Raw genomic sequence first — 24,735 nt, forward strand, 5'->3', positions numbered from 1 at the left:
CATGAAAATGAAAAGGCATACCGTACCATTTAAACTGGATAGTAGAAATTAGGTGTAGTGTCTAAACAAAAACAAAAGACACTGAAAATCATTCGTTTTCGAAAATAAACCGTCAAAGTCAGGAAAAGCTCGAAAGTCAAACGGACGGAGGATAAAACCGTTTTGGGTGTTCATATTAATGGTATTCATTTTCGTCCTTCTGTCAAATTGAAAGAACAAATAGCGAATTTTAAGCTACAGCACAAGGCAAAGAAAGGAACAAAACAATATACGCAACAAGAACGCTTTGAGAGAATTCAGAGACATGTAAGCAAGTATGGTTATATAAACCGGAAGGCTGCACAGGAATTAAATAGTGTTTCCCGTTATATTGCAGACAATGATTTGAAACTTCTGGTCAGCAACCAGAAATTATCTTCTATCGGCATCAAAAGCGGCCGTAATTATGTGATGATGAATAAAGAGTGAACAATATGTATTTTAACTTGTTTTTTAATAAAATGAATACAAGGATTAGGTCATGAGAAAAATTCAATTATTAATATTTTCTTTCTTTCTCTATATTGTTACAGTTATATCGTCTGATGCGTGTACCCGGGTAGTCTATAAAGGCCCGGAAAATACAATTATTACAGCCCGTTCAATGGACTGGAAAAGTGATATAAGCGCAAATCTTTGGGTTTTTCCTAAAGGTATGGAACGGACAGGGGAGGTAGGCCCTCTTTCTGTAAAATGGACATCCAAATATGGGAGTGTTATTTCAAGTGCCTGGGATATAGCGACTGCTGACGGAATGAATGAGAAAGGGTTAGTTGCTAATATTCTTTGGTTGGTAGAATCTGAATATCCGAAGTTTGATCCCAAAGGCAACAAAAAAGGTTTATCTATCTCACTTTGGGCGCAATATGTGCTAGACAATTTTGCAACTGTAGAAGAGGCTGTTAACCAACTGAAAGATGAACCTTTTGTTCTGGTGAGTGATTATATACCCGGTACACAGAAATTCACAACCTTACATTTGTCTATATCGGATGCACAAGGTGATAATGCTATATTTGAATATATTAACGGGAAACTGGTGATTCATCATGATCCCTCCTATGTGGTTATGACTAACTCGCCGGTGTTTGAGGAGCAATTAGCGTTGAATAATTATTGGAAAGGTATCCCAGGAACAATAATGTTACCGGGAACAAATCGGGCTGCAGATCGTTTTGTCCGTGCATCATATTATATACATGCAATACCACAAACAGAAGATATCCGCATGTCTGTTGCAAGTGTATTTAGTGTTATACGCAATTGTTCCGTTCCATTAGGTATATCTTCAGAAACAGAGCCGAATATTTCATCTACCCGGTGGAGATCCGTGTCAGATCAAAAGAACTTAGTTTACTTTTTCGAAACGACCGAGACGCCTAATACGTTTTGGGTTAATCTGAAAGAATTTGATCTTAGTGAGAAAGGGAAAGTGATGAAACTAAAATTAGATCATTTTGCAACCTATAGCGGAAAGGCAAATAGCTCATTTGAGGTTACTGCTCCTTTTAAATTCTTAGGTATTTGAAAAGTAAGCAAAAAGGTTACAGCCTGTTTTCTGTCAATAAATTAAGAAAACAGGCTGTAACCTTTTGCGCCTCAAATTTTTGTTCTAAGAGAATTTGGGGTTAAACTATTCTGCTCCATAGACTTCTTCATACGGCTGTACAATTACCCAACCGTCTCCTTCAAATTTCATCTGAAAACTTTCGCCGCTACCGCGTCCGATAAACGTTTTGAACGAAATATCGGTCTTAAATTCCGGAGTCAGGTTGCCAGACCATGCTACTGTAGCATTCGGATCGGTGTAGATTGGTCGTCCGGGCTTTACTAATAACGTGAGAGGATCTCCATGCGTAGTGATAGCTACATGTCCGGTTCCGCTGATGCCCACCTGGAAAAGTCCCCCTCCAACGATACCTGCAACACTTTTCATCAATTTAACGTCGGATTTTAATGACTCTTCGTGAGCAAGAATATCATTTCCGCTAACATGTATAGATTCATTGTCAAGATACAATACACGTATCTTTTTTGCGCAATCGGCTACATATATTCTTCCGCTTCCGGTTGCTTTCATCATACTGGTTCCTTCTCCTCCAACAGCTTTTTTTAATAAGTTGCCAATTCCCTTACTGAAAATCCCTTCACGTTCAAACTTTACATTTCCGTCATAAGCAATCATCGCGCCTTTTTTGATCATCACTGTTTGACTATTTATGTTCAACTCCAGAATATATTCTTTCTCGAGTTCGAATAATCCGTTTTTTAAGTCGTCTTGTATTGTTTCCTGAACTAATGATTGAATAGAGTACTTTTTCATTACATCGTTGTTTAAATGATTGTTATTTTTTCTTTTAATTTAAAATGCAATTCAAAGATAAAAATAATGTGGAAGAAATCTTTGAGTTTGAGAATAATAAACCCGCAGATGTATTATCGTTATATACAAGATGATATTTTAAGATCAATCTATTGGTAGTCAGAAAAAAAGCTCTACCTTTGCACGGATTTTAGAGATTACACAACATAATGTCTAACTTATTAATTAACTAAACATTAGTATTAACAATTAAAGGATGGAAAATTTAAAAAACATCGCCCCCATTGATGATTTCAATTGGGACTCCTATGAAAAAGGAGAAACTTACGGTGACGTAAGTAAAGAAGAACTTATTAAAACGTATGACCAAACCCTGAATACCGTAAAGGATAAGGAAGTGGTTATGGGAACCGTGACTGCACTGAACAAACGTGAGGTAGTGGTGAATATCGGTTTTAAATCTGACGGCGTTGTGCCTATGTCAGAATTCCGTTACAATCCGGAACTAAAAATCGGCGACGAAGTAGAAGTGTACATCGAAAGCCAGGAAGACAAAAAAGGACAGTTGATCCTGTCTCACAAGAAAGCTCGTGCAACCCGCTCTTGGGATCGCGTAAACGAAGCGCTTGAAAAAGACGAAATCATCAAAGGATTTATCAAATGTCGTACGAAAGGCGGTATGATCGTGGATGTATTCGGTATCGAAGCGTTCTTGCCGGGTTCTCAGATTGACGTTAAGCCTATCCGCGACTATGATGTATTCGTTGGTAAGACAATGGAATTCAAGATTGTTAAGATCAATCAGGAATTCAAAAACGTGGTTGTTTCTCACAAAGCTCTTATTGAAGCTGAACTTGAACAACAGAAAAAAGACATTATCTCTAAACTTGAAAAAGGACAGGTGCTTGAAGGTACGGTTAAGAATATCACTTCTTACGGTGTATTCATCGACCTTGGTGGCGTAGATGGATTGATTCATATCACAGACCTTTCTTGGGGCCGTGTTTCTCATCCGGAAGAAATCGTACAGCTTGATCAGAAGATTAATGTTGTTATCCTTGATTTTGATGACGAAAAGAAACGTATCGCTCTTGGTTTGAAACAACTTACTCCTCATCCATGGGATGCTTTGGATCCTAACTTGAAAGTGGGTGACAAAGTGAAAGGTAAAGTCGTTGTTATGGCTGATTATGGCGCATTTATCGAAATTGCTCCGGGCGTAGAAGGTTTGATCCACGTTTCAGAAATGTCCTGGACTCAACATTTGCGTAGCGCTCAGGATTTCATGAAAGTAGGTGATGAAATCGAAGCAGTTGTATTGACTCTTGATCGCGAAGAACGTAAGATGTCTCTTGGTATCAAACAATTGAAGGCTGATCCATGGGAAGATATCGAAACTCGTTATCCGGTTGGTTCAAAACACACAGCTAAGGTTCGTAACTTCACTAACTTCGGTGTATTTGTTGAAATCGAAGAAGGCGTGGATGGTTTGATCCATATCTCTGACCTTTCTTGGACAAAGAAAATCAAACACCCAAGTGAATTTACTCAAATCGGTGCTGAAATCGAAGTACAAGTATTGGAAATCGATAAAGAAAACCGCCGTTTGAGCTTAGGTCACAAACAATTGGAAGAAAATCCCTGGGATGTATTCGAAACAATCTTTACGGTTGGTTCAATCCACGAAGGAACAATCATCGAAGTGCTTGACAAGGGTGCTGTAATCTCATTGCCTTATGGTGTTGAAGGTTTTGCTACTCCGAAACACTTAGTGAAAGAAGACGGTTCTCAAGCTGTTGTTGACGAAAAACTTGAATTTAAAGTGATCGAATTCAACAAAGAAGCAAAACGTATCATTCTTTCTCACAGCCGAATCTTTGAAGATGAACAAAAGGCTGCTAAAAAAGAAGTTTCAGGAGAAAAGAAAACCTCTTCAAGACGCTCAAAGAAAGAAGATGATAATTCAACTGTAGTTTCAGGTTCTATGGAAAAAACGACGTTGGGTGACATCGAAGAACTTGCAGCATTGAAAGAAAAATTGGAAGGAAATAAGTAATCCTTTGATTCTCCATATAAAATAGGGTATCCCATAAGGACGCCCTATTTTTTTGTATGTTAAGTCTTTATTCAAAAACTTTGCATATATTGCAGATTAAACCACAGATATTGAGAAGACAACAGAATTTAATATATATACTATATGGATATAAATAAAATAAATAGTGATGAATACTCCTTAGCTGACTTCTCGGCATATAAAGGTGATGATTTGTTTGACGTAAGAGAGCCGTTCTGGGCATTTATGCAGGATGCTATTGCCAAAAAATATATGGTTTACGGGAATCCGATCAGCACTGCGCCGCGTTCAGAATTTCAGGTGTATGATCGCTATCTGGATAAGGATCGCAATTTCCTTAACTTTTGTTCGTACAATTACTTAGGATATTCCTGTCACCCGGATGTAATTAAGACGGTACAGGATACGGTTGGGAAATATGGAACAGGAGCTGTTTCTGCTCCCTTATTAAGCGGCTATTACGATCTTTCCAAGCAATTAGAAGAGTCGATAGCTCGATTCAAAGGCAAAGAAGCTGCTGTCGTGTTCCCGACAGGGTATGGAGCCAATCTGGGTGTATTGTCCTGCCTGTTGAAACCCGGAGATGTTGCTGTGATGGACATCCTTTCGCATGCCTCTATTTATGATGGTGCCCGCTTAGCCGGAGCGGATGTGAAAGTTTTCAGCCACAATAATGCAGAGCATCTTGATACGGTATTGAAGAATCTGAAAAACCCAAGAAGAGCAATTGTCTGTATCGAAGGTATTTATAGTATGGACGGTGATCTGGTAAATCTACCTGATATTGTAGCTGTTTGTAAGAAGTATGGAACGCGTATTCTTTTGGATGAAGCGCATGCAACGCTTATATTCGGGAAAAACGGACGTGGAGTTGCAGAGCATTTCGGGCTGGAGGATGAAATTGATTTAACAATCGGCACATTTAGTAAATCGTTCGGAGCGATTGGAGGCTTTGTTACCGGAGAGCAAAAGATCATCTCTTATATCCGGATGTTTGCCCGTGCTTATGTGTTTTCTTGTGCAATGGCTCCTCATACAGCCGCAGGTATATTGAAAGTCCTGGATTTATATGAACATGACAAGTCTAATCGCGATCAGCTTTGGGAAAATACGCATTATATGTTGAATGCCCTTAAAGAAGTCGGATTAGATACAGGTCAGACGGAGTCACAGGTTATTCCGGTTATCGTAGGACATGATCATCGCTTGCGGGAAATCAGTAAGCGGATTCATGAAAAAGGCCTTTATACAGGCGTCGTGACTTATCCGGCTGTGTCTAATAAGCGTACTCGTTTAAGATTATCCATGTCATCTAATCATACAAAAGAACAAATGGATACTTGTCTGACAATAATAAAAGAAGCCTTTGACGCTGTCAAATAAAGACAACATCATATATAATGGAAAACAGAATAGTCGTTAGTTCGGGTATTCTGTTTTTTTGTTCTTGCATTCTCAGACATGAAATTAATCAATGTAGATACAAATAAAAGGTGTATTTTTGTGTATCCGAATGTGTGAAAGTCAACCTATGTTATGAAACGAAAACCAGTTCTGTTTTTTTATTCAGTACTATTGCTATCCTTGTGTGTCTGGCAAGCCGTAGCGATTTCGTATGTTCCCCCTGTTAAGAATTATTCGGTTAATGATTATAATGCAGGTAATCAGAACTGGGCTGTAGCTCAAGGAAAAGACGGGCTGATATACGTTGGTAATAATAGAGGTCTATTGCAATTTGACGGGGTGAGATGGCGTTTGCATAAGCTTCCAAATAATAACGCAGTACGTTCCATATATATTGACAGTAATGAACGTATTTATGTTGGCTCCTTTGAAGAATTCGGTTTCTTTGAAATAGACGATAAAGGCCTTTTATCTTATACATCCTTGAAAGATTCTGTTTCCGGATACCGCTTTAATAATGACGAAATATGGACGATCAGTAATTTTCAGAATAAAATATATTTCCAATCTTTTACGTCTTATTTCGTTTACGATGGAACAACTGTAAAGAATGGAGAAACAGATTTCTGGCCTTTGTACTTTTTCTCTTTTGGAAAGGATCTCTATGCACAGATTGTAAATAAAGGATTCTACAAGCATAATGGGACAGGCTTTGAAGAGTTGTTTCCCAGAACTTCAATCAATAACGACGATGTAGTGGCGGTGTTGCCTTATAATCAGGCATTATTGCTTGTAACAGTAATGAATGGCCTTTTTCTCTATGAAGAAGGGACGGTGTTCCCTTGGAAAACGCCGGCAGGAGAATGGTTGAAAACGACCATTGCCAACAGAGCTGTTATGATGGCTGACTCTACATATGTGATTGGTACGATATCAAACGGACTAATTGCATTTGACAGACAAGGAAATGTGTTGTGGAAAATCAATCGTAAAAACCGTTTGATCAATAATACGGTACTTGGTCTATTCCCGGATTCGGAAGATAATCTATGGGTTGCATTAGATAATGGGATTTCTCAGATTCAAGTTTCTTCTCCTGTACATTATGCAGACTTTCCCGGTGTTGATTTCGGTATGGTACACGATTTGGTAAAGGATAACGGAGATTTCTATCTGGCAACTAATCAAGGTGTATATTACTTGACAGGGAACGATGGGACGCCCAAGATGATCCATGATTCAGAAGGACAAAGTTGGTACATTTCGAAAGAAGACCGTCAACTGTTCGTGGGACATAATAAAGGTTTACTTATACTTGAAAATGGTAAGGCTGTTCGCCTACCCGGATATAGAGGTGCGGGAGGAACGGTACTACGTAAATGTGTTATTCATGGACAAGAAATTCTTCTGCAGGCATCATACAGTACACTCAGTGTCTTTGTGAAGAAGAATGAAAAATGGGAATTTAGTCACGAAGTAAAAGGTTTCGGCAATCTGATTAAAGCCTTTGAAGTTGACTTCTCAGGGAATATCTGGGCGAGCCATATGCATAAAGGACTTTATCGTTTACAATTGGATAATTCTCTTCGTGAAGTAAAAGAAATCGAATATATAGGAAAATTATCTCCCCAAAGTAGGGATGGCATTTTGAATGTGATGCAATTAAGAGGCCGCATTGTCCTCACCGATGGACAGAAGTTTTACACATACGATGACATGAGCCGGAAGATAATCCCTTATGAAAGGATGAATAAATATTATCCCAATCTGGCCGGAACTTACCGGATTGTTGCTGCAGATAATGATAATTACTGGTTTGTTACCGGATCGGAGTACGCATTGTTGGCTTATGATGGAGGAGATTTAACGATGCAAATGCGTTTTCCGTTTTCCATGATTGACAATCCTCCGATTGAGGGACGAGGAAATGTATATGTAGATAGAATGGGGGAGACCTATCTTTGCCTTAACGGAGGCTTTGCGGTTCTTTCTGCTAAAAATAAGATACGCAACCAGGAAGAACGAAAACTTTCAATATCTTCTGTAAAAGCAACAACAAGAGACAAAAAGAAATCAATTCTTCTTTTGCGTGAACAAACGGAACCGGTAAAAATAAATTATGCATTTAACAACATAACATTTGATTTTGCCTATCCTAACTATACGCAGACATTTTCTTCAAGTATTAATTATTGGTTAGAAGGCTTCGAAAATGAATGGAATGATAATCCTTCGGATTTTACGAAAAACTATTCCAATTTGCCCTACGGCTCGTATGTTTTGCATGCCAAAGTGTATAATAGTGAAGGTCGTGAGATGTCTGATTTATCCTATCCTTTTACTATTAGTCCGCCTTTCTATCGTTCAGCATATGCATATTTATTTTATTTCGTATTGATTGTTTGTTTGTTGGTGCTGCTTATCCGTATTTATGTGAATTGGGAATTATCGCATGAAAAAAAACGAGCTGCAGAGCAACATCGTCTTCAGGAAGAACAACTTAAAGCACAAGAGCAACAGATTATACGTCTTGAGAAAGAAAAATTAGAAGACGAACTGACCTATAAAAGTAAAGAACTGGCAAGCGCAACATTGTCTGTGATCTCTCATAACGAATTTTTGGAACAACTAAAGGCTGAGGTGCAGTCACAAAAACTGACAGGTAGTTATTCGAAGGGTTTCTTTGATAAACTAATCCGAATGATCAACGATAATATTACAAAAGAAGGAGACTGGACTGTCTTTCAGGCTAATTTTGATCGTATCCATGAAAAGTTCTTTGTCAAATTAAAGAACCGATACTCCGATCTTACGCCCGGCGATCTTCGTTTATGTGCTCTTCTGCGTCTGAATATGCCGACAAAAGACATGGCCGGAATACTCAATCTTTCAGTACGAGGGGTGGAGGCTGCTCGTTATCGCTTGCGTAAGAAACTAAACCTTACCGAAGGAGAAAGTCTGACAAGTTTCCTTATTACATTTGAATAAACTCGATTTTATTCTTGATTAATTTATTATTGTCGCAAATACACTTTATATTTGTTGAATTAAGTAATACCTAAGTCAACACAATTATGAAGAAAAGACTTTTTGTTTTTTATTTCCTTTTTATTGCTACTCTCTGTGGTGCGCAAGTTCCGGCAGGAATTGTTGAAAAAGATTTTGTCGCCTATTTGTTTGCTTATTTTAAAGGAAATAAAGTCGAAGATGAAGCTGTTTGTTATGCTATAAGTAATGACGGATATAACTTTAAGACGCTTAATCAGAATCAACCAGTCATTGAATCTAAAGCGATAAGCTCTACCGGAGGGGTTCGCGATCCTCATATTTTACGGAGTGAAGACGGTCGTATGTTTTTTATGGTGCTAACTGACATGACTTCGTCTAAAGGCTGGGATTCAAATAGAGCATTTGTCATGCTTAAATCAGAGGATTTAATTAACTGGACTTCTAACATTGTCAATATCCAAACGAAATATACCGGACAAGAAAATCTGAAGCGCGTTTGGGCTCCGCAGACAATTTTTGATAAGGAAGTCGGCAAATATATGATCTATTGGTCAATACAACATGGGGAAGGAGCGGATATAATCTATTATGCTTACGCGAATGATGATTTCACGGATATAGAAGGTGAACCGAAAGTACTTTTCACTCCAGCTAATGGAAAGTCATGTATCGATGGAGATATTATCAATAAAAACGGTATTTATCACTTGTTCTATAAAACAGAAGGGCACGGAGATGGAATCCGGCATGCGATGACGGACAATCTTACTTCCGGTAAATGGATTGAACAACCCGGATATAAACAGCAAACTAAAGATGCAGTTGAAGGATCAGGTATTTTTAAGCTGATAAACGAAGATACATATATATTAATGTATGATGTTTATAAAAAGGGAAAGTATCAATTCTGCGAGACTAAAGATTTAGATGTGTTCAATGTTGTTGACAAAGATATTACAATGGATTTCCATCCTCGTCACGGCTATGTTATCCCAATCACAGCCCGCGAACTAAAAGGGTTATTGCATAAATTCGGGAAGCCCGAAGGATATACTCCTCCCGCAATGACAAATAATCCGGTATTGGAAGGGTATTATGCAGATCCGGAAATTCTTTATTCGGAGAAAAATAAAAAATTTTATATCTACCCGACAAGCGATGGTTTCAACAACTGGGGCGGGTATTATTTTAAGACTTTCTCATCTGACAATCTGAAAGATTGGAAGGACGAAGGTGTTATCCTTGATTTGAAGAAGGATGTTCCCTGGGCAAGCCGAAACGCATGGGCTCCTTGTGTTATAGAAAAGAAAGTAAAAAACAATCAATACAGATACTATTATTATTTCACGGGTGCTCAGAAAATTGGCGTGGCTGTTGCCGATGATCCTGCCGGACCATTCAAGGATTCGGGAAAGGCTTTGATCGATTTTAAACCTGAAGGAGTTAATGGAGGACAGGAAATTGATCCGGACGTGTTTCTTGATCCCGTAAGCGGGAAATCTTATTTGTATTGGGGGAACGGTTACGCTGCCGTTGCAGAATTAAATAAAGATATGATTTCGATCAAAAAACACACCTTAAAGGTTATCACACCCGATAAGACCTTCAGGGAAGGGTTGTATGTTTTCTATAGAAACGGACAATATTATTTTCTGTGGTCAGAAGACGACACTCGCAGCGAAAATTACCGCGTACGATACGGTACCTCTAAATCACCAAATGGCTCTATTTATATTCCGGAAAACAATCTGATCTTGGAGAAGGACCCCGAAAAAGGGATCTATGGAACCGGTCATAATTCTGTTTTGCAAGTTCCCGGAACAGACGAATGGTATATTGTTTACCACCGGTTTAACCGCCCGAACGGGATTAAAATGGGAGATGCCGCAGGTTATCATCGTGAGGTTTGCATAGACAAGATAGAATTTAATGATGACGGTAGTATAAAGAAAGTTATCCCAACAATTTAATTGTTTTCATGATGAAAAAACGGATTAAACCTATATTCTGTCTATTCTTGCTGTTGGTGGTGCAGACTTCATTATCGACAATTCGTGCGCGAGTTAACGAAGCTACGAGTAATCCTGATTCAGCTTATCTTTTTGCTTATAGTTTAGAAGAAAATAACGGTAGGTCGGGGTTGCATTTTGCCTGGAGTATAGATGAAAAAAACTGGCATACAATAGGACCAGAGTATAGTTTCCTGAAAAGCGACTATGGAAGATGGGGAAGTCAGAAACGAATGGAAACGCCTTTCCTTTTTGAGGACACAGAAGGCTTATGGCATTGTATCTGGAGCCTGAATAATGAAGATGATGCTTTTGCTCACGCAACTTCTGTTGATTTGATTCAATGGGGAAGACAAAGTTATCCGATCCCTGGAACAGGAGAAAATTGTCTTAATCCATTTTCCGTTCCTGAAGGTGATCATATAAAGATATTTTGGATAAGCGATCTGAATGGAAAAAATAAAACTTACACCTGTCAGACTAAAGACTTTAAGACTTACTCAACGCCCAAAGAGATTAAACAAACGAATCTCCCTGACCGGAGAACGGAGATTTCTTTAGCCGGGAATAAACAGAAAGGAACTATTCATAAAGTAAATTGGGATTTGATTAAGAACCTGATTGAAAAAACAAAAATAGAAGCATACAAGCAAATTATTCATAATGAAAAAACGATTGATGATGCGGTACGCTTTCCTGATCTCCAGCCTGTAGAGGCTTCTATACGAATTGATACCTCAAGTGGTAAGAAGATCAGTGAGTTGTTAATTGGAGCTTTCTTCGAAGATATAAACTACGCTGCGGATGGCGGACTTTATGCCGAATTAGTTCAAAACAGAGACTTTGAATATGCTCTTAGTGATAAATTAGGTAGTGATCCGGACTGGAACAACTACAAAGCATGGACAATAAACAGAGAAGGTATTCATTTTTCTATTGATACTGTACAGCCAATTCATCCCAATAACAAACATTACGCATTGTTAAATGTCTCTACAGTCGGGGCGGGATTAAGCAATGAAGGTTTTGATGGAATCGTTCTGAAAGCGGGTGAAAATTATGACTTTTCAATATTTATCCGTTCATTAGATAATCAAAAAGGTAAACTCAAAATACGCTTAACGGGTAATAAAGGTGAAGTTTATGGTGAGACGATTACCAAAACCTATTCCGGAAATTGGCAAAAGATTGAAAATGTAATTCTTGCCAAACAGAGTGCTGCTGATGCAAGATTGGAGATTATTCCGCTCTCACAGGGAGTTATAGCGGTAGATATGGTTTCTCTCTTTCCTCAGAAAACATTCAAAAACCGGAAGAATGGACTGCGGGCAGATCTTGCTCAAACAATTGCGGATATAAAGCCTCGTTTTATCCGATTCCCGGGAGGATGTGTGGCGCACGGTGACGGACTTCATAATATCTATCGCTGGAAGAATACGATCGGCCCTTTGGAAACCCGAACCCCAATGCGGAATCTTTGGAACTATCATCAAACGTTAGGTTTAGGATATTATGAATATTTCTTGTTTTGCGAAGATATCGGTGCAGAACCCCTTCCGGTTCTTGCGGCAGGCGTGCCTTGTCAGAATTCAGGAGATGGTGGTGCGGGACAACAATGCGGTATCCCAATGCATGAAATGGAACATTACATTCAGGATATTCTTGATCTCATTGAATGGGCAAACGGGGATGCGAAAACAACTGAATGGGGAAAAATACGTGCTCTTTCCGGTCATCCTGCTCCTTTCAATCTCAAATATATCGGAATTGGCAATGAGGATCTGATCACGGATGTTTTTGAAGAGCGCTTTACGATGATATATAATGCGATTAAAACTAAACATCCGGAAATAACGGTAATAGGTACAGTAGGCCCTTTTTATGAAGGAACGGATTATGAAGAAGGCTGGAAACTTGCCGATAAATTAAACCTTCCGATGGTTGATGAACATTATTACAACCCGCCGGGATGGTTTATTTATAATCAGGATTTTTACGACAAATACGATCGGTCAAAATCAAAAGTTTATCTGGGAGAGTATGCCAGTCATTTACCGGGAAGACCGAACAATCTGGAAACAGCTCTTTCCGAAGCATTATATATGACTTCGTTAGAACGAAACGGAGACATTGTAAGCATGACATCATATGCTCCGTTATTAGCAAAAGAAGGTCATACGCAATGGAACCCTGACCTGATTTATTTTAATAACACCGAAGTAAAGCCCACGGTAGGCTATTATGTTCAGCAACTTTACGGTCAGAATTCCGGAGATATTTATTATTCTCAATATACGCAGTTAAGTAACGAAAATGAAGCAGTAAAAAAACGTATTGCGGTGTCGGTTGTCAAAAACTCAAAAACGAACGAGCTCATTATTAAAATTATAAACATGCTACCTGTTTCAATTAAACCTTCCTTCCATTGGAATAACGAAGAGATAAGCAAGAATTCAACAGCCACGGTTAGCTTGCTTACAGGTCAGCCTGAAGATAAAGATCTTAAACCCTTTGTTCAAAAAGAATCAACCATAGATGCTTTAGCAAAAGAACTCCCGCCATACTCTTTTAAAGTAATTAAATTCAACCTGTAAAAGAGTTATTTATAGACCTGAATCAATAACTGGCTATTCAGGTCTATGAATAAATTATATTCTTAATAGGAATATCTTTTTCATTAAAATGTAACATTTGAACCTGCAAGTTCTATGTGTATCGTCGCATTACTCATATCCATTCCAAATTTAGAGGTAGGTGTAATCAAATTTAGAGGTAGGTGTAAATCAGTTTAGAGGTAGGTGTAAATATCCATTCGGTGTAGTATTGAAAAAATGACCGGATAATTCTCGAATAAAAACCTAAATAAGCTCTTAATTAAAGTTATTTTTATTCGTGAAATAGTTGGTTTGTGTATTTTCGCACTAAAAATAATTATAAAACGAATACTATGACGACGCGTCGAAAATTCCTGAAAAATGGAAGTCTCTCTCTTGCCGGACTAATGGTTGGGCAGAATTCTTTTGCCAGAATAAATCGTTCTTTCTTAGATGGGGAAAATGCAAAAACTCAGATCGAAAAATATATTTGTCAACGTCCGGCGTTGGAAAAAAGACAATTTACTTCGGAAGCAGTTGAAAAAGCAATTCAAACAACCAAAGCTAAACTGAAAGACCCTAAGTTGGCCTGGATGTTTGAAAATTGTTTCCCAAATACATTAGATACTACTTGTGAACATAAAATTGTGAATGGTAAACCGGACACATTTGTGATTACGGGCGACATACATGCCATGTGGTTAAGAGATTCCTCCGCTCAGGTATTCCCACATATTATCTTTGCCAATGAGGATGAAAAAGTAAAAACGATGTTGGTTGGAGTTATTAATCGACAGACGCAATGCATTCTTATCGATCCTTATGCAAATGCATTCAACGACGGACCTATCGGTAGTGAATGGGAGAAAGACCGTACGGAGATGAAAAAGGAATTGCATGAACGTAAATGGGAAATCGACTCTCTTTGCTATCCTATTCGTCTGGCTTATCATTTCTGGAAAAAGACCGGAGATACGACCCCCTTTGATACGAATTGGGTAAATGCGATGGAACTTGTCTATAAAACATTTAGAGAACAACAACGTAAAGAAGGCCTTGGTCCATACCGCTTTGGCCGAGTAACAGATCGCCAGGGTGATACCTTGCTAAACGATGGCTACGGAAGTCCCGTGAATCCGGTAGGGCTTATTGTTTCTTCTTTCCGTCCCTCAGACGATGCCTCATTGTTCGGATTTTTAATTCCTTCTAATTTGTTTGCTGTCACATCATTGCAACAGTTGGCCGAAATGCTGCGCGAAATTAAAAGTAATTACGACTTTGCAAGAAGATGCGATGAATTGGCCAACGAAGTTGATGCGGCAATTAAAAAATACGGCATCGTAAATCATCCGGACTTCGGTCAGGTGTATGCTTTTGAAGTAGATGGCTTCTACAACCATGTGTTTATGGATGATGCCAATGTCCCAAGCTTACTTGCTCTTCCGTATTTAGGTTGTGTTGATGTCAACGATCCGATTTATCAAAACACCCGTAAATTAGTGTTGAGTTCTTCAAATCCATACTTCTATAAAGGAAAAGCAGGAGAAGGAATAGGAGGACCGCATATTGGATTTGACTTTATCTGGCCGATGAGTATTATCATGCGTTGCAATACGACAAACGATACGGAAGAAATACGCTATTGTGCGAAGATGTTGCGGGATACGGATGCGAATACAGGATTCATGCACGAGTCCTTCCATAAAGATGATCCGACTAAATTTACACGCTCGTGGTTTGCCTGGGTTAATACGCTTTTCGGCGAAATGATTTATCGTCTCGTAAAAGAAGGAAAAACGGATATCCTGAATAATTTGTAATAAATAATATTTAACAAAAGGAGACGGACGAATTTGTCTTATTTGAAAGAGTTAAAAACCTCCTTTTGTCATTGTTTTTCAAAATTGGATATGATATTAATCAATGGCGAACAAACGATTCGTTATAGAAGAAAAGTTCTGTTCAATTTTCAAACAAATTAGAATAAGAATTGTCGGGCATATCGAAATAACTACTATATTTGCCCCGTTTATTAGTGATAAATTTCCATATTTACAAAAATAAACATTCCTGATTGTTAAAAAAGGAAAGATCGTGTACTAAAATATCTACATTGTTATGAGCAATATCAAAATATTATTAAACGGAATCATCAAAGAAAACCCAATTTTTGTTTTATTGCTTGGTATGTGTCCGACATTAGGAACTACCACATCTGCGATAAACGGATTGGCAATGGGTGCAGCTACCACTTTTGTCATTATTTGTTCAAATTTTTCTGTTTCGGCATTAAAGAACCTAATACCAGATCAGGTTCGTATCCCTGCCTACATTGTAATAATTGCAACTTTTGTGACAATGCTCCAATTATTCATGCAAGCATTTATACCAGCGCTATATGCGAGTCTGGGTATATTTATACCGCTTATTGTTGTAAACTGTATCGTACTTGGACGAGCAGAAGCATTTGCGGCAAAAAATAAAGTTATTCCATCCATCTTTGATGGAATAGGGGTGGGTATAGGATTCACCGTAGCACTTACCTTACTTGGAACAATAAGAGAACTGCTTGGAACCGGGCGTCTATTCAACATTAAATTACTTCCTGAAGAATACGGTTCTCTGATTTTTGTTTTGGCTCCCGGAGCATTTATAGCTTTGGGTTATTTAATAGCCACGGTTAATAAATTAAAGAAAGCAGAAGCATAAAGATGAACTTTTTCCAAATCTCTTTATCCTGTTTTGTTTGCTTGAAATATTAATCAACATCTTTATTCTATTATAAAAAACACATTAAATTGAACAAGAATGAATACACAGATCTGGGATTTTTTAGTACAAAATCTAACTGAATTTTACAATTTTACAGGGTTTGCGAATGCAACCCCGGGGCATATTATAATGATTGTAATAGGCCTCTTTGCTCTTTATCTTGGAATTGGGAAAAAATTTGAACCTATGCTTCTTGTCCCGATTGGATTTGGGGTAATTATAGGAAATATTCCTTTTTTGCCGGGAATGCAAATTGGAATATACGAACAAGGATCTGTGTTAAATATCTTATATTTTGGTGTATTAAATGGAATATATCCTCCTCTGATATTTATGGGTGTTGGTGCGATGACCGATTTTTCATCGCTTATTTCCAATCCTAAGTTAATGTTGATCGGAGCCTCAGCGCAGGTTGGTATCTTCGCTGCTTACATGATGGCTTTGCAACTTGGTTATACCGCTTCAGAAGCGGGAGCTATTGGTATTATCGGTGGTGCTGATGGTCCTACCGCTATTTTCCTTTCATCCCGATTAGCTCCGGATCTGATGGGGGCAATTGCTATTTCCGCTTATTCGTATATGGCTCTTGTTCCTGTTATTCAGCCTCCTATCATGAAATTATTGACGACAAAAAAAGAACGTCTGATCAGGATGAAACCTCCTCGTGCCGTGTCTCAAACAGAAAAAATAATATTCCCTATTTTAGGAATAATCGTGACTTGCTTTATTGTTCCGTCAGGTTTACCCTTATTAGGTATGCTGTTCTTTGGTAATTTGCTTAAAGAAAGTGGTGTAACCAAACGCTTGGCCAACACTGCAAGTAATTCGTTGATTGATATTGTTACGATATTAATAGGTTTGACAGTAGGGGCTTCGACACAATCCACTACTTTTTTAACGCCTAAATCAATTATTATATTTGGACTTGGTGCTGCTTCATTTATTGTTGCTACCTTTGGGGGCATTTTATTTGTAAAATTCTTAAACCTGTTTCTTAAAGAAGGAAACAAAATTAATCCGCTTATCGGAAACTCCGGAGTATCAGCGGTTCCTGATGCTGCACGCGTATCAAATGAAGTAGGACTTCATTACGATAAAACAAATTATTTGTTAATGCATGCGATGGGACCAAATGTGGCCGGTGTTATCGGATCAGCAGTCGCCGCAGGTATATTGCTTGGTTTCTTGGGTTAAAAAAAGAAGAGACGGCAAGAAAACCTCGGTTAAGGCAAAAAGAGAAATAACTATTTATTATTAATTATATATGGAAGATTTATTTAGCACTTTTTTAAGGGCAATCTTTATTGACAACATGGTTTTCTCATATTATTTGGGAATGTGTTCTTTTTTCGCTATTTCCAAAAATGTGAAAACATCTATGGGATTAGGCTTAACGGTCGTTTTCATACTTGGATGTACTGTTCCTATTAACTATTTACTTGAAAAATATGTTTTGGTTGAAGGAGCTCTTTCCTGGTTGGATGAACGTTTTGTAAATACGGATTTAAGTTTCCTGTCATTGATAATATTTATCACTGTTATTGCCTCGTTTGTTCAATTAGCGGAGATGTTTATTGAAAGATTCATGCCTGCGCTGTATGCCTCTTTAGGTATATTCTTGCCTCTTTTAGCCGTTAACTGTGCCATTTTAGGAGGATCATTGTTTATGCAACAACGTTCTTTTCCAAATGCCGGAACAGCAACAGTTTATGGCTTAGGATGTGGTATAGGTTGGTTATTGGCTATTGTAGGTATGGCTGCAATCAGTGAAAAGATATCTTATTCAGATATACCCAAACCATTAAAAGGGCTTGGTATTGCTTTCGTAATAACCGGCTTGATGGGTATGGGCTTTATGTGTTTCTCCGGACTTAAAATCTAATTTGATCCTTTGTGACAGAAAGAAAATACCCTATAGATAAAATGATCTATCCCGTGCAACGCTTTATGCAACAGCAGAAAGCGGGCGGGATAGTTTTGGGCATTAGTGTACTAATTGCTCTTTTTTTAGCTAATTCCCCTTGGGATGAAACTTATTTTTCATTCTTTGATCACAAATTCGGTTTCCAGTTTGATGATAAATCATATTTAAATTATAGCATACACCATTGGATCAATGACGGTCTTATGGCTATATTCTTTTTTGTAGTCGGTCTTGAACTGAAAAGAGAGATAATTGCCGGAGAATTGTCAAACCCTCGTAAAGCCATTTTGCCGATATCTGCTGCGATTGGAGGTATGGTTATGCCTGCCGTTATCTATTTTCTTTTTAATCCAACAGGAGAAGAAAGTGCCGGCTGGGGAATTCCAATGGCTACAGATATAGCATTTGCTCTTGGAGTACTTTATACGCTTGGAACTAAAACCCCGTTATCTCTAAAAGTCTTTTTGGCAGCCTTAGCTATAGTTGATGATTTAGGTGCTGTTTTAGTTATTGCCTTCTTTTATACATCAGATATATCCATAGCAAACCTTCTGATTGGATTCGGTTTTATTATAATCATGTATATAGGAAATCGAATCGGAATAAGGCATACTCTGTTTTATCTGATTCTTGGGGTAGCCGGAGTGTGGACTGCCTTTTTACTTTCCGGTGTGCATTCTACAATTGCGGCTGTTCTTGCTGCTTTTACGATTCCTGCGGATGTTGGATTGGGCGAAGGTCAGTATATTAGTAAAATCAGAAATAGTATTGACCAGTTTACGGTAATAGATCCGAATGGAAAACCAACTTTGTCGGAAAAGCAATTGGCTATATTAGAAAAGATAAAGAAAGATACAAAGTTGGCAACGCCCCCTTTGCAACGTCTTGAACAGGCTTTGCATCAGTTTGTAATCTTTCTTGTTATCCCGATTTTCGCATTGGCGAATGCCGGTGTTTCAATGAAAGATATAGAGATTGAAACTCTTTTTAGCAATAATGTTACTGTGGGGGTTGCTTGTGGTTTGTTCTTTGGAAAATTCATCGGAATTAGTGGAACATCTATTTTGTTGGTGAAAACCCGAATTGCCTCTTTTCCGCAAGGAATGAATCTTCGTAACTTGTTTGGAGTAAGTCTGCTTGCATCAATCGGATTTACGATGTCTTTATTTATCGCATCATTGGCTTTCCAGAATCCGGATAATATAATGCAGGCTAAAATAGGTATTTTTACAGCATCCATAGTCGGTGGAATTATAGGATTCATTGTTTTGAATAAAGAAGATGCAAGTAAAAAGGACTAATCATTTCAGTATCTTTTTAATAGCGCTCTGAAGATTTTGCAAAAAAGAGGTGTCTCATTAGATTATAGATTTAAAAGTATTACTTTTGGTCGGATAATCACACATTAGAGAAGATGGAATTCCAACAGATCTATAATGAATGGCACAAGAAATCTTATTTCTTTGTACGATCCTATGTACAAGATGATATGGTTGCTGAAGATATTGTTTCCGAATCTTTGATAAAATTATGGAAAACAATGTCTGAAAAACATATTGAGCACCCACAATCATTGCTGTTTACCTTACTAAGGAACAGGTCTGTTGATTTTCTCAGACACGAATCTATACGTCAGGCTGCATGGGGTGAATTAGCAGATGCCTATCAGCAGGAATTATCATTGCGTATATCTACTTTGGAGGCATATGATCCCGAAAATATTTTCTCAAAAGATATTAAGTCTATTATTGACAAAACATTGGCCACTCTTCCCGAACAGACCCGGAATGTTTTTATCATGAGTCGTTTTGAACATCTTTCAGTGAAAGAAATAGCGACAGAATATGAAATAACTCCCAAAGCAGTGGAGTATCATATAACCAAAGCCCTCAAGGCATTAAGGATCAGTCTGAAAGATTATCTTTACATCTTGTTTTTCCTTTAAACCGACAAAAGGTTTTCCCGAAATTTGTCTTTCTGTATTTTCAGTCATTCGTTTTTTTAATTCTATTTTAGGGATTCGTAGGCGTGAAACGTTTTATATATATAGAGAGAAATATATGATGGAAGAAAGTTTATTGATACATTATATTGAAGGGAAAGCTACTACCGAAGAAAAACGGCAGGTTATTCTATGGCTAAATGAATCACCCGAACATCAGGCTACATATCTGGCTTTACGAAAGCTACACGATCTGAGCTTATGGAATGAGACGGATCGTAAGAGCGTGTTTTTGAAAAAAAACAAATCGTCAGTTCGTATGTTTACCAGAGAATTTGCTAAAATAGCGTCAGTCTTATTAGTCGGTGTCTTATTATCAAGCATTTATTTTTTATCTAAACAAGAAACAGCCGACAATTTTATTCAAACCATTACCGTCCCTCCCGGACAACGCGCCGAAATCAGATTAAGTGATGATACCGAAGTATGGCTGAATGCCGGTAGTAAGCTTTCCTTCCCTGAAAAAGTAACAAAAGACGCATACGAAGTAACGCTACAAGGCGAAGCTTATTTTAAAGTGAGCAAAAGGAAAGAGATCCCTTTTATTGTTCATGCAGGGATGTATGATATTAATGTATTAGGTACGGAATTTAATGTTAAATCCTATCAGAAACATGGAATATTCGAAGCTGCATTATTAGAAGGGAAAATTGACGTCGTCTCAGAACAAACAAACGAAAAAGTAAGTTTGAAACCCAGTGAGCAACTCATCTTGTCGGAACATGGGTTAGAGAAAACAAACATTGAGTATTATGATTATTTCAGATGGAGAGAAGGCCTGATTATTTTCGAAAAAGAGAAGGTGGGTACTTTGTTTGCTAAGCTGGAACTATACTACGATATTCAAATTCAGATAGAGAATAAATCGCTTTTAGAGTCTGTATATACCGGTAAATTCCGTATTCAGGACGGCATAGAGCATGTGTTGAGAGTTCTCCAATTGAAACATAACTTCAGCTATATCAGAGATGAAGAAGCTAATAGTATTACGATTAGATAAAATTGTTAAACTAAAATATGAAAAAGCCTATGAGTAAATAGATGTCTATTTAGGAAGTAAAACGGAAAGTGTTGGCCCACCTTCCGTTTTGAGACTGCCAGCATTAAAATGAGATTATAACCTATAATACTAACATATCATTAATACAAATGTATGAAAAAAAATTACAGAAGGAGATTCTCTCCTACTAATCATAATCTAATCAGAGTGATGAAACTAACATTAACATTATTACTCATTTGCACGACAGGATTATTTGCCTCTGAAGCAAACTCGCAATCTGCTCAGGTGAATTTATCTATGAATAATGCAAAAATAAGAACGGTTCTGAATGAAATAGAACAGCAGACTGACTATCTGTTTTTGTTCAATCCAAATGATGTAGATACAGAAAAGCAAATTTCTGTCAAGGCTACAAAGCAACCGGTAACAGAAGTTCTGAATGATATCTTCAAAGGGACTTCAATTACTTACAAAAAAGAAGGCAATAATATTCTTTTATTGAAAGATGAAAAAACAGAGAACGCATTGGCTAAGCTTAGTTCCGTTCCTCAACAAGATAAAGTAACTGTTTCAGGAACGGTGAAGGATCCTCTTGGTGAACCAATTATTGGTGCTAATATTATTGAAAAGGGAACGACGAATGGAAATATCAGTGATTTTGACGGGAATTTCTCATTAAATGTTTCGCAGAATGCTGTTTTGTTAATCTCCTATATCGGATATAACACATTGGAGGTTTCAACTGCCGGAAAAACTGTTTTTCAGATTGTTTTGAAAGAAGATTCAGAACAATTGGATGAGGTAGTTGTTACCGCATTGGGTATCAAACGAGAAGAAAAATCGTTAGGATACGCTGTCCAGAAGGTATCCGGCGAAGAGTTGACAAAAGTAAAGGGGGTAGATATGGCTACTTCATTAACCGGAAAAGTGGCAGGTCTTACCATCAAAAATACAACTGAATTTGGTGAAACAGCCTCTATTGAGATGCGTGGAGAGAGTCCTCTTATTGTAATCAATGGTGTTCCTTATGAGAATATAAGTTTGAATGATATTGCTGCGGATGATATTGATGATATCAGTACTTTGAAAGGTGCTACTGCAGCTGCGTTGTATGGAGCACGTGGTTCGGCAGGTGCTATTATGATCACAACAAAAAAAGGAAAAGACAGTGGCTTTTCAATAGATATCAACAGTAATACTATGTTTAGAGCTGGATGGGTTGCGATTCCTAAAGCACAAACATCTTACGGACACGGTCTGAATGGTGAAATTGCTGATGACTATGTTTGGGGGCCTAAACTTGATATCGGGAATACGGCTGTACAATGGAATCCGGTATCTAAACAGTATGAAGAAATGCCTTTGGTTTCAAGTGGAAAGAACAATTTTAAAAACTTCCTTGAGTCAGGTCTTATAACCAATAACAACGTTAGTATCACTCAAACAGGAGAAAACGGTTATTTCAGATCCAGCATAAACCATATTTATAATAAAGGACAATATCCTAATCAGAAACTAAACAAACTCAATTATGCCTTGAGTGGTGAAATGAAATTGGGAGACAAGGTTTCAATTGAAGGTCAGATGGGATATAACTATAGTGAAACTCCTCAGACATGGGGTGGCGGCTATGGAAATCAGGGGTATATTTACCAGATTTTGATGTGGACAGGTCCGGATTATGATCTTCGCCAATACAGAGACTACTGGCTAACTACGAACGAAAAGCAGAACTGGCTCTACGAAGCCTGGTATGATAATCCTTATCTGATTGCGTACGAAAAACTTATGGGAGTTGAAGAAAGCAAACTAAATGCGAGCTTTACGGCTAATTACAATATTTTGAATAATCTTAAATTAATATTCCGGAATGGTTATGATTACTATAAAAGTGAAGATAAAGTAAGAAATCCGGCAGGTGTATTCTCTACAAGAGGACCTGATATTAGTTTTAATGGACACGGTTGGGGATGGAGCGGTAAAGGTATGTATGGCGTCAATCAAAACTGGGGACAGAGTATAAATAGTGATTTGATGATGACATATAATCAATCCGTTGGCAAGTTTAATTTTGATGTTTTGGGTGGTGGTAGTATTTATTATTATCAGGACAAATATCAGGGAGCACGCACTGTTAATGGACTGGCAGTGCCGGGATGGTATTCCTTAGCCAATGCGATTCCTTCTACAGCCGTTGGTGTTGATGGAATATCAACAATTGTTGGAGAACGATCCAGACAAATAAACAGTCTTTACGGAAAACTCTCTGTTTCATGGAATAACCTGGTGTATATAGATGTAACCGGACGTAACGACTGGAGTTCTACTCAACCGGAAGATCAACGTTCTTATTTTTATCCATCTGTATCAGGAAGTGTTATTTTGTCTGAACTATTTAATGCTCCGTCCTGGCTTTCAATGTGGAAGGCAAGAACATCATGGACGATAGCAAAGTCTCCGCTGGGTATATACGACAATAACCTACCATATAATACTTCAAACTCATGGGGGAATGCAAGTGCTTCTCTTCCGAACAATCTACTTGGAATAGATTTGCTGCCTTCAGAAAACCGCACTTGGGAGTTTGGAACAGGAGCTTATTTCTTTACCAAAAGATTATATGTCGATATTGCTTATTTTGATAAGTTGTATTATAACCGTCAAATCAAACAGACTATAGCACCATCATCAGGGTATAATCAAACACTGATTAATACGGATGAAACCTATGCTCGACGTGGTTTTGAAGTCACGCTGTCGGGAAGCCCTGTTAAAACAAAGGATTTTGAATGGAACTCAACGATCAACTATTCTTCACAACATAGATATTATGTAGATATCGATCCGGTTTATTCTACAAAAAACCAATGGGTAAAACCTGGTAAACGAATGGATTACTACGCAGCAACAGAAAAAGCGCTGAGAGATCCTCAGGGTAATATCATTCATAGTGCTGACGGTAATGTGTGGTTAAGTAGTTACAAACAGTTGTATGGATATAGCGATCCCGACTTCACATTCGGATTCATTAATAGTTTCAGATGGCGCGATTGGGTATTAAGTATTGGTATTGATGGTCGAATTGGTGGTTTGATGGATAACTACGTATATGGTAAGATGTTTGATACAGGTTCTGCTCCTGAGACAGATACAGAATACCGTTATGATGAGGTAGTAAATGGAGGTAAATATATCGGTAAGGGTGTTAAAGTTATTAGTGGCTCTGTTAAATACGACACCGACGGCAATATTCTTGAAGATACACGCCAATATGCAACAAATGACATTCCTGTCAGCTATCAGGAATATATGAGACTTTGGGGTAATTCATGGGAAGGCCGTATTCATAATCAGAGTTTTATTAAACTAAGAGAACTTTCAGTCATGTACACACTCCCTTCACAATTTTTGAATAAGACTTTTATTCAGAATGCATCAGTTGCGATAACAGGACAAAACTTATTCTTGTGGACTAAAGATTTCAAATACTCAGACCCGGACTCAGGGACAGAGGATATGAATGCTCCTTCACAACGTATGATCGGTTGTAATATTAAAGTTACATTCTAATAACGATTA

The 24,735-nt window shown here is 37.9% G+C and carries 16 protein-coding genes; 15 read left to right on the forward strand and 1 reads right to left on the reverse strand.

Translation table 11 applies throughout. From position 1 onward, the window contains the following. Positions 1-162 precede the first annotated feature (162 nt). Together PHT93_RS02420 and PHT93_RS02425 are read left to right on the forward strand one after the other, a co-directional pair. Positions 163-468, forward strand: coding sequence for a hypothetical protein (locus PHT93_RS02420; RefSeq protein WP_300239031.1), 306 nt, complete (start codon positions 163-165; stop codon positions 466-468). A 52-nt stretch (positions 469-520) separates the two neighbouring features. Then, a complete protein-coding gene (locus PHT93_RS02425) occupies positions 521-1,567 on the forward strand; it encodes a linear amide C-N hydrolase (protein ID WP_300239034.1) in 1,047 nt (348 codons plus the stop codon). Positions 1,568-1,672: 105 nt separating this feature from the next. Here the strand turns inward: PHT93_RS02425 and PHT93_RS02430 are convergent, their stop codons facing one another. Then, entirely contained in the window at positions 1,673-2,362 is a 690-nt protein-coding gene (locus tag PHT93_RS02430) for an AIM24 family protein (protein WP_300239036.1), read from the reverse strand. Between the two features lie 256 nt (positions 2,363-2,618). Here PHT93_RS02430 and rpsA point away from each other — a divergent pair, with 256 nt between their 5' ends. From rpsA to PHT93_RS02495, 13 genes are all read left to right on the forward strand, one after another. Further along, a complete protein-coding gene (gene rpsA, locus PHT93_RS02435) occupies positions 2,619-4,418 on the forward strand; it encodes a 30S ribosomal protein S1 (RefSeq protein ID WP_300239039.1) in 1,800 nt (599 codons plus the stop codon). 144 nt (positions 4,419-4,562) lie between these two features. After that, positions 4,563-5,822, forward strand: coding sequence for an aminotransferase class I/II-fold pyridoxal phosphate-dependent enzyme (locus tag PHT93_RS02440; protein ID WP_300239041.1), 1,260 nt, complete (start codon positions 4,563-4,565; stop codon positions 5,820-5,822). Between the two features lie 153 nt (positions 5,823-5,975). After that, complete coding sequence (locus PHT93_RS02445; RefSeq protein ID WP_300239043.1) at positions 5,976-8,831, forward strand: triple tyrosine motif-containing protein; 2,856 nt, start codon at positions 5,976-5,978, stop codon at positions 8,829-8,831. Positions 8,832-8,917: 86 nt separating this feature from the next. Beyond that, positions 8,918-10,822 carry a family 43 glycosylhydrolase gene (locus tag PHT93_RS02450; protein WP_300239046.1) on the forward strand — a complete coding sequence of 635 codons (1,905 nt, stop codon included), beginning with the start codon at positions 8,918-8,920 and terminating at the stop codon, positions 10,820-10,822. Between the two features lie 11 nt (positions 10,823-10,833). Then, a complete protein-coding gene (locus PHT93_RS02455) occupies positions 10,834-13,455 on the forward strand; it encodes an alpha-L-arabinofuranosidase C-terminal domain-containing protein (RefSeq protein WP_300239049.1) in 2,622 nt (873 codons plus the stop codon). Between the two features lie 353 nt (positions 13,456-13,808). Next, positions 13,809-15,275 carry a glycoside hydrolase family 125 protein gene (locus tag PHT93_RS02460; protein ID WP_300239051.1) on the forward strand — a complete coding sequence of 489 codons (1,467 nt, stop codon included), beginning with the start codon at positions 13,809-13,811 and terminating at the stop codon, positions 15,273-15,275. A 298-nt stretch (positions 15,276-15,573) separates the two neighbouring features. Continuing rightward, positions 15,574-16,164 (forward strand): electron transport complex subunit E, encoded by a 591-nt coding sequence (locus PHT93_RS02465; RefSeq protein ID WP_300239053.1) that lies wholly within the window; start codon positions 15,574-15,576, stop codon positions 16,162-16,164. A gap of 99 nt (positions 16,165-16,263) precedes the next feature. Beyond that, entirely contained in the window at positions 16,264-17,421 is a 1,158-nt protein-coding gene (locus tag PHT93_RS02470) for a sodium ion-translocating decarboxylase subunit beta (protein ID WP_300239055.1), read from the forward strand. Positions 17,422-17,491: 70 nt separating this feature from the next. After that, positions 17,492-18,109 carry an NADH:ubiquinone reductase (Na(+)-transporting) subunit E gene (nqrE, locus tag PHT93_RS02475; protein ID WP_300239057.1) on the forward strand — a complete coding sequence of 206 codons (618 nt, stop codon included), beginning with the start codon at positions 17,492-17,494 and terminating at the stop codon, positions 18,107-18,109. A 41-nt stretch (positions 18,110-18,150) separates the two neighbouring features. Next, positions 18,151-19,452, forward strand: a complete 1,302-nt coding sequence (nhaA, locus tag PHT93_RS02480; RefSeq protein ID WP_300239188.1) for a Na+/H+ antiporter NhaA — start codon at positions 18,151-18,153, stop codon at positions 19,450-19,452. Between the two features lie 113 nt (positions 19,453-19,565). Continuing rightward, positions 19,566-20,096, forward strand: a complete 531-nt coding sequence (locus PHT93_RS02485) for an RNA polymerase sigma-70 factor (protein WP_300239059.1) — start codon at positions 19,566-19,568, stop codon at positions 20,094-20,096. A gap of 115 nt (positions 20,097-20,211) precedes the next feature. Then, positions 20,212-21,153, forward strand: a complete 942-nt coding sequence (locus tag PHT93_RS02490) for a FecR family protein (protein WP_300239061.1) — start codon at positions 20,212-20,214, stop codon at positions 21,151-21,153. 210 nt (positions 21,154-21,363) lie between these two features. Continuing rightward, the gene (locus PHT93_RS02495; RefSeq protein WP_300239063.1) at positions 21,364-24,726 is read left to right on the forward strand and encodes a SusC/RagA family TonB-linked outer membrane protein; all 3,363 of its coding nucleotides are present in this window, start codon (positions 21,364-21,366) and stop codon (positions 24,724-24,726) included. Positions 24,727-24,735: the final 9 nt, after the last annotated feature.

Origin of the sequence: Massilibacteroides sp. (genome assembly GCF_028705895.1) — a bacterium.
GTDB lineage: Bacteria > Bacteroidota > Bacteroidia > Bacteroidales > Tannerellaceae > Massilibacteroides.

Excerpts from the sequence above, each read along its gene's own strand:
- PHT93_RS02425 (WP_300239034.1), top strand. The coding sequence starts at position 521 with ATGAGAAAAATTCAATTATTAATATTTTCTTTCTTTCTCTATATTGTT.
- PHT93_RS02430 (WP_300239036.1), bottom strand. The coding sequence starts at position 2,362 with ATGAAAAAGTACTCTATTCAATCATTAGTTCAGGAAACAATACAAGAC.
- rpsA (WP_300239039.1), top strand. The coding sequence starts at position 2,619 with ATGGAAAATTTAAAAAACATCGCCCCCATTGATGATTTCAATTGGGAC.
- PHT93_RS02440 (WP_300239041.1), top strand. The coding sequence starts at position 4,563 with ATGGATATAAATAAAATAAATAGTGATGAATACTCCTTAGCTGACTTC.
- PHT93_RS02445 (WP_300239043.1), top strand. The coding sequence starts at position 5,976 with ATGAAACGAAAACCAGTTCTGTTTTTTTATTCAGTACTATTGCTATCC.
- PHT93_RS02450 (WP_300239046.1), top strand. The coding sequence starts at position 8,918 with ATGAAGAAAAGACTTTTTGTTTTTTATTTCCTTTTTATTGCTACTCTC.
- PHT93_RS02455 (WP_300239049.1), top strand. The coding sequence starts at position 10,834 with ATGAAAAAACGGATTAAACCTATATTCTGTCTATTCTTGCTGTTGGTG.
- PHT93_RS02460 (WP_300239051.1), top strand. The coding sequence starts at position 13,809 with ATGACGACGCGTCGAAAATTCCTGAAAAATGGAAGTCTCTCTCTTGCC.
- PHT93_RS02465 (WP_300239053.1), top strand. The coding sequence starts at position 15,574 with ATGAGCAATATCAAAATATTATTAAACGGAATCATCAAAGAAAACCCA.
- PHT93_RS02470 (WP_300239055.1), top strand. The coding sequence starts at position 16,264 with ATGAATACACAGATCTGGGATTTTTTAGTACAAAATCTAACTGAATTT.
- nqrE (WP_300239057.1), top strand. The coding sequence starts at position 17,492 with ATGGAAGATTTATTTAGCACTTTTTTAAGGGCAATCTTTATTGACAAC.
- nhaA (WP_300239188.1), top strand. The coding sequence starts at position 18,151 with ATGATCTATCCCGTGCAACGCTTTATGCAACAGCAGAAAGCGGGCGGG.
- PHT93_RS02485 (WP_300239059.1), top strand. The coding sequence starts at position 19,566 with ATGGAATTCCAACAGATCTATAATGAATGGCACAAGAAATCTTATTTC.
- PHT93_RS02490 (WP_300239061.1), top strand. The coding sequence starts at position 20,212 with ATGATGGAAGAAAGTTTATTGATACATTATATTGAAGGGAAAGCTACT.
- PHT93_RS02495 (WP_300239063.1), top strand. The coding sequence starts at position 21,364 with ATGAAACTAACATTAACATTATTACTCATTTGCACGACAGGATTATTT.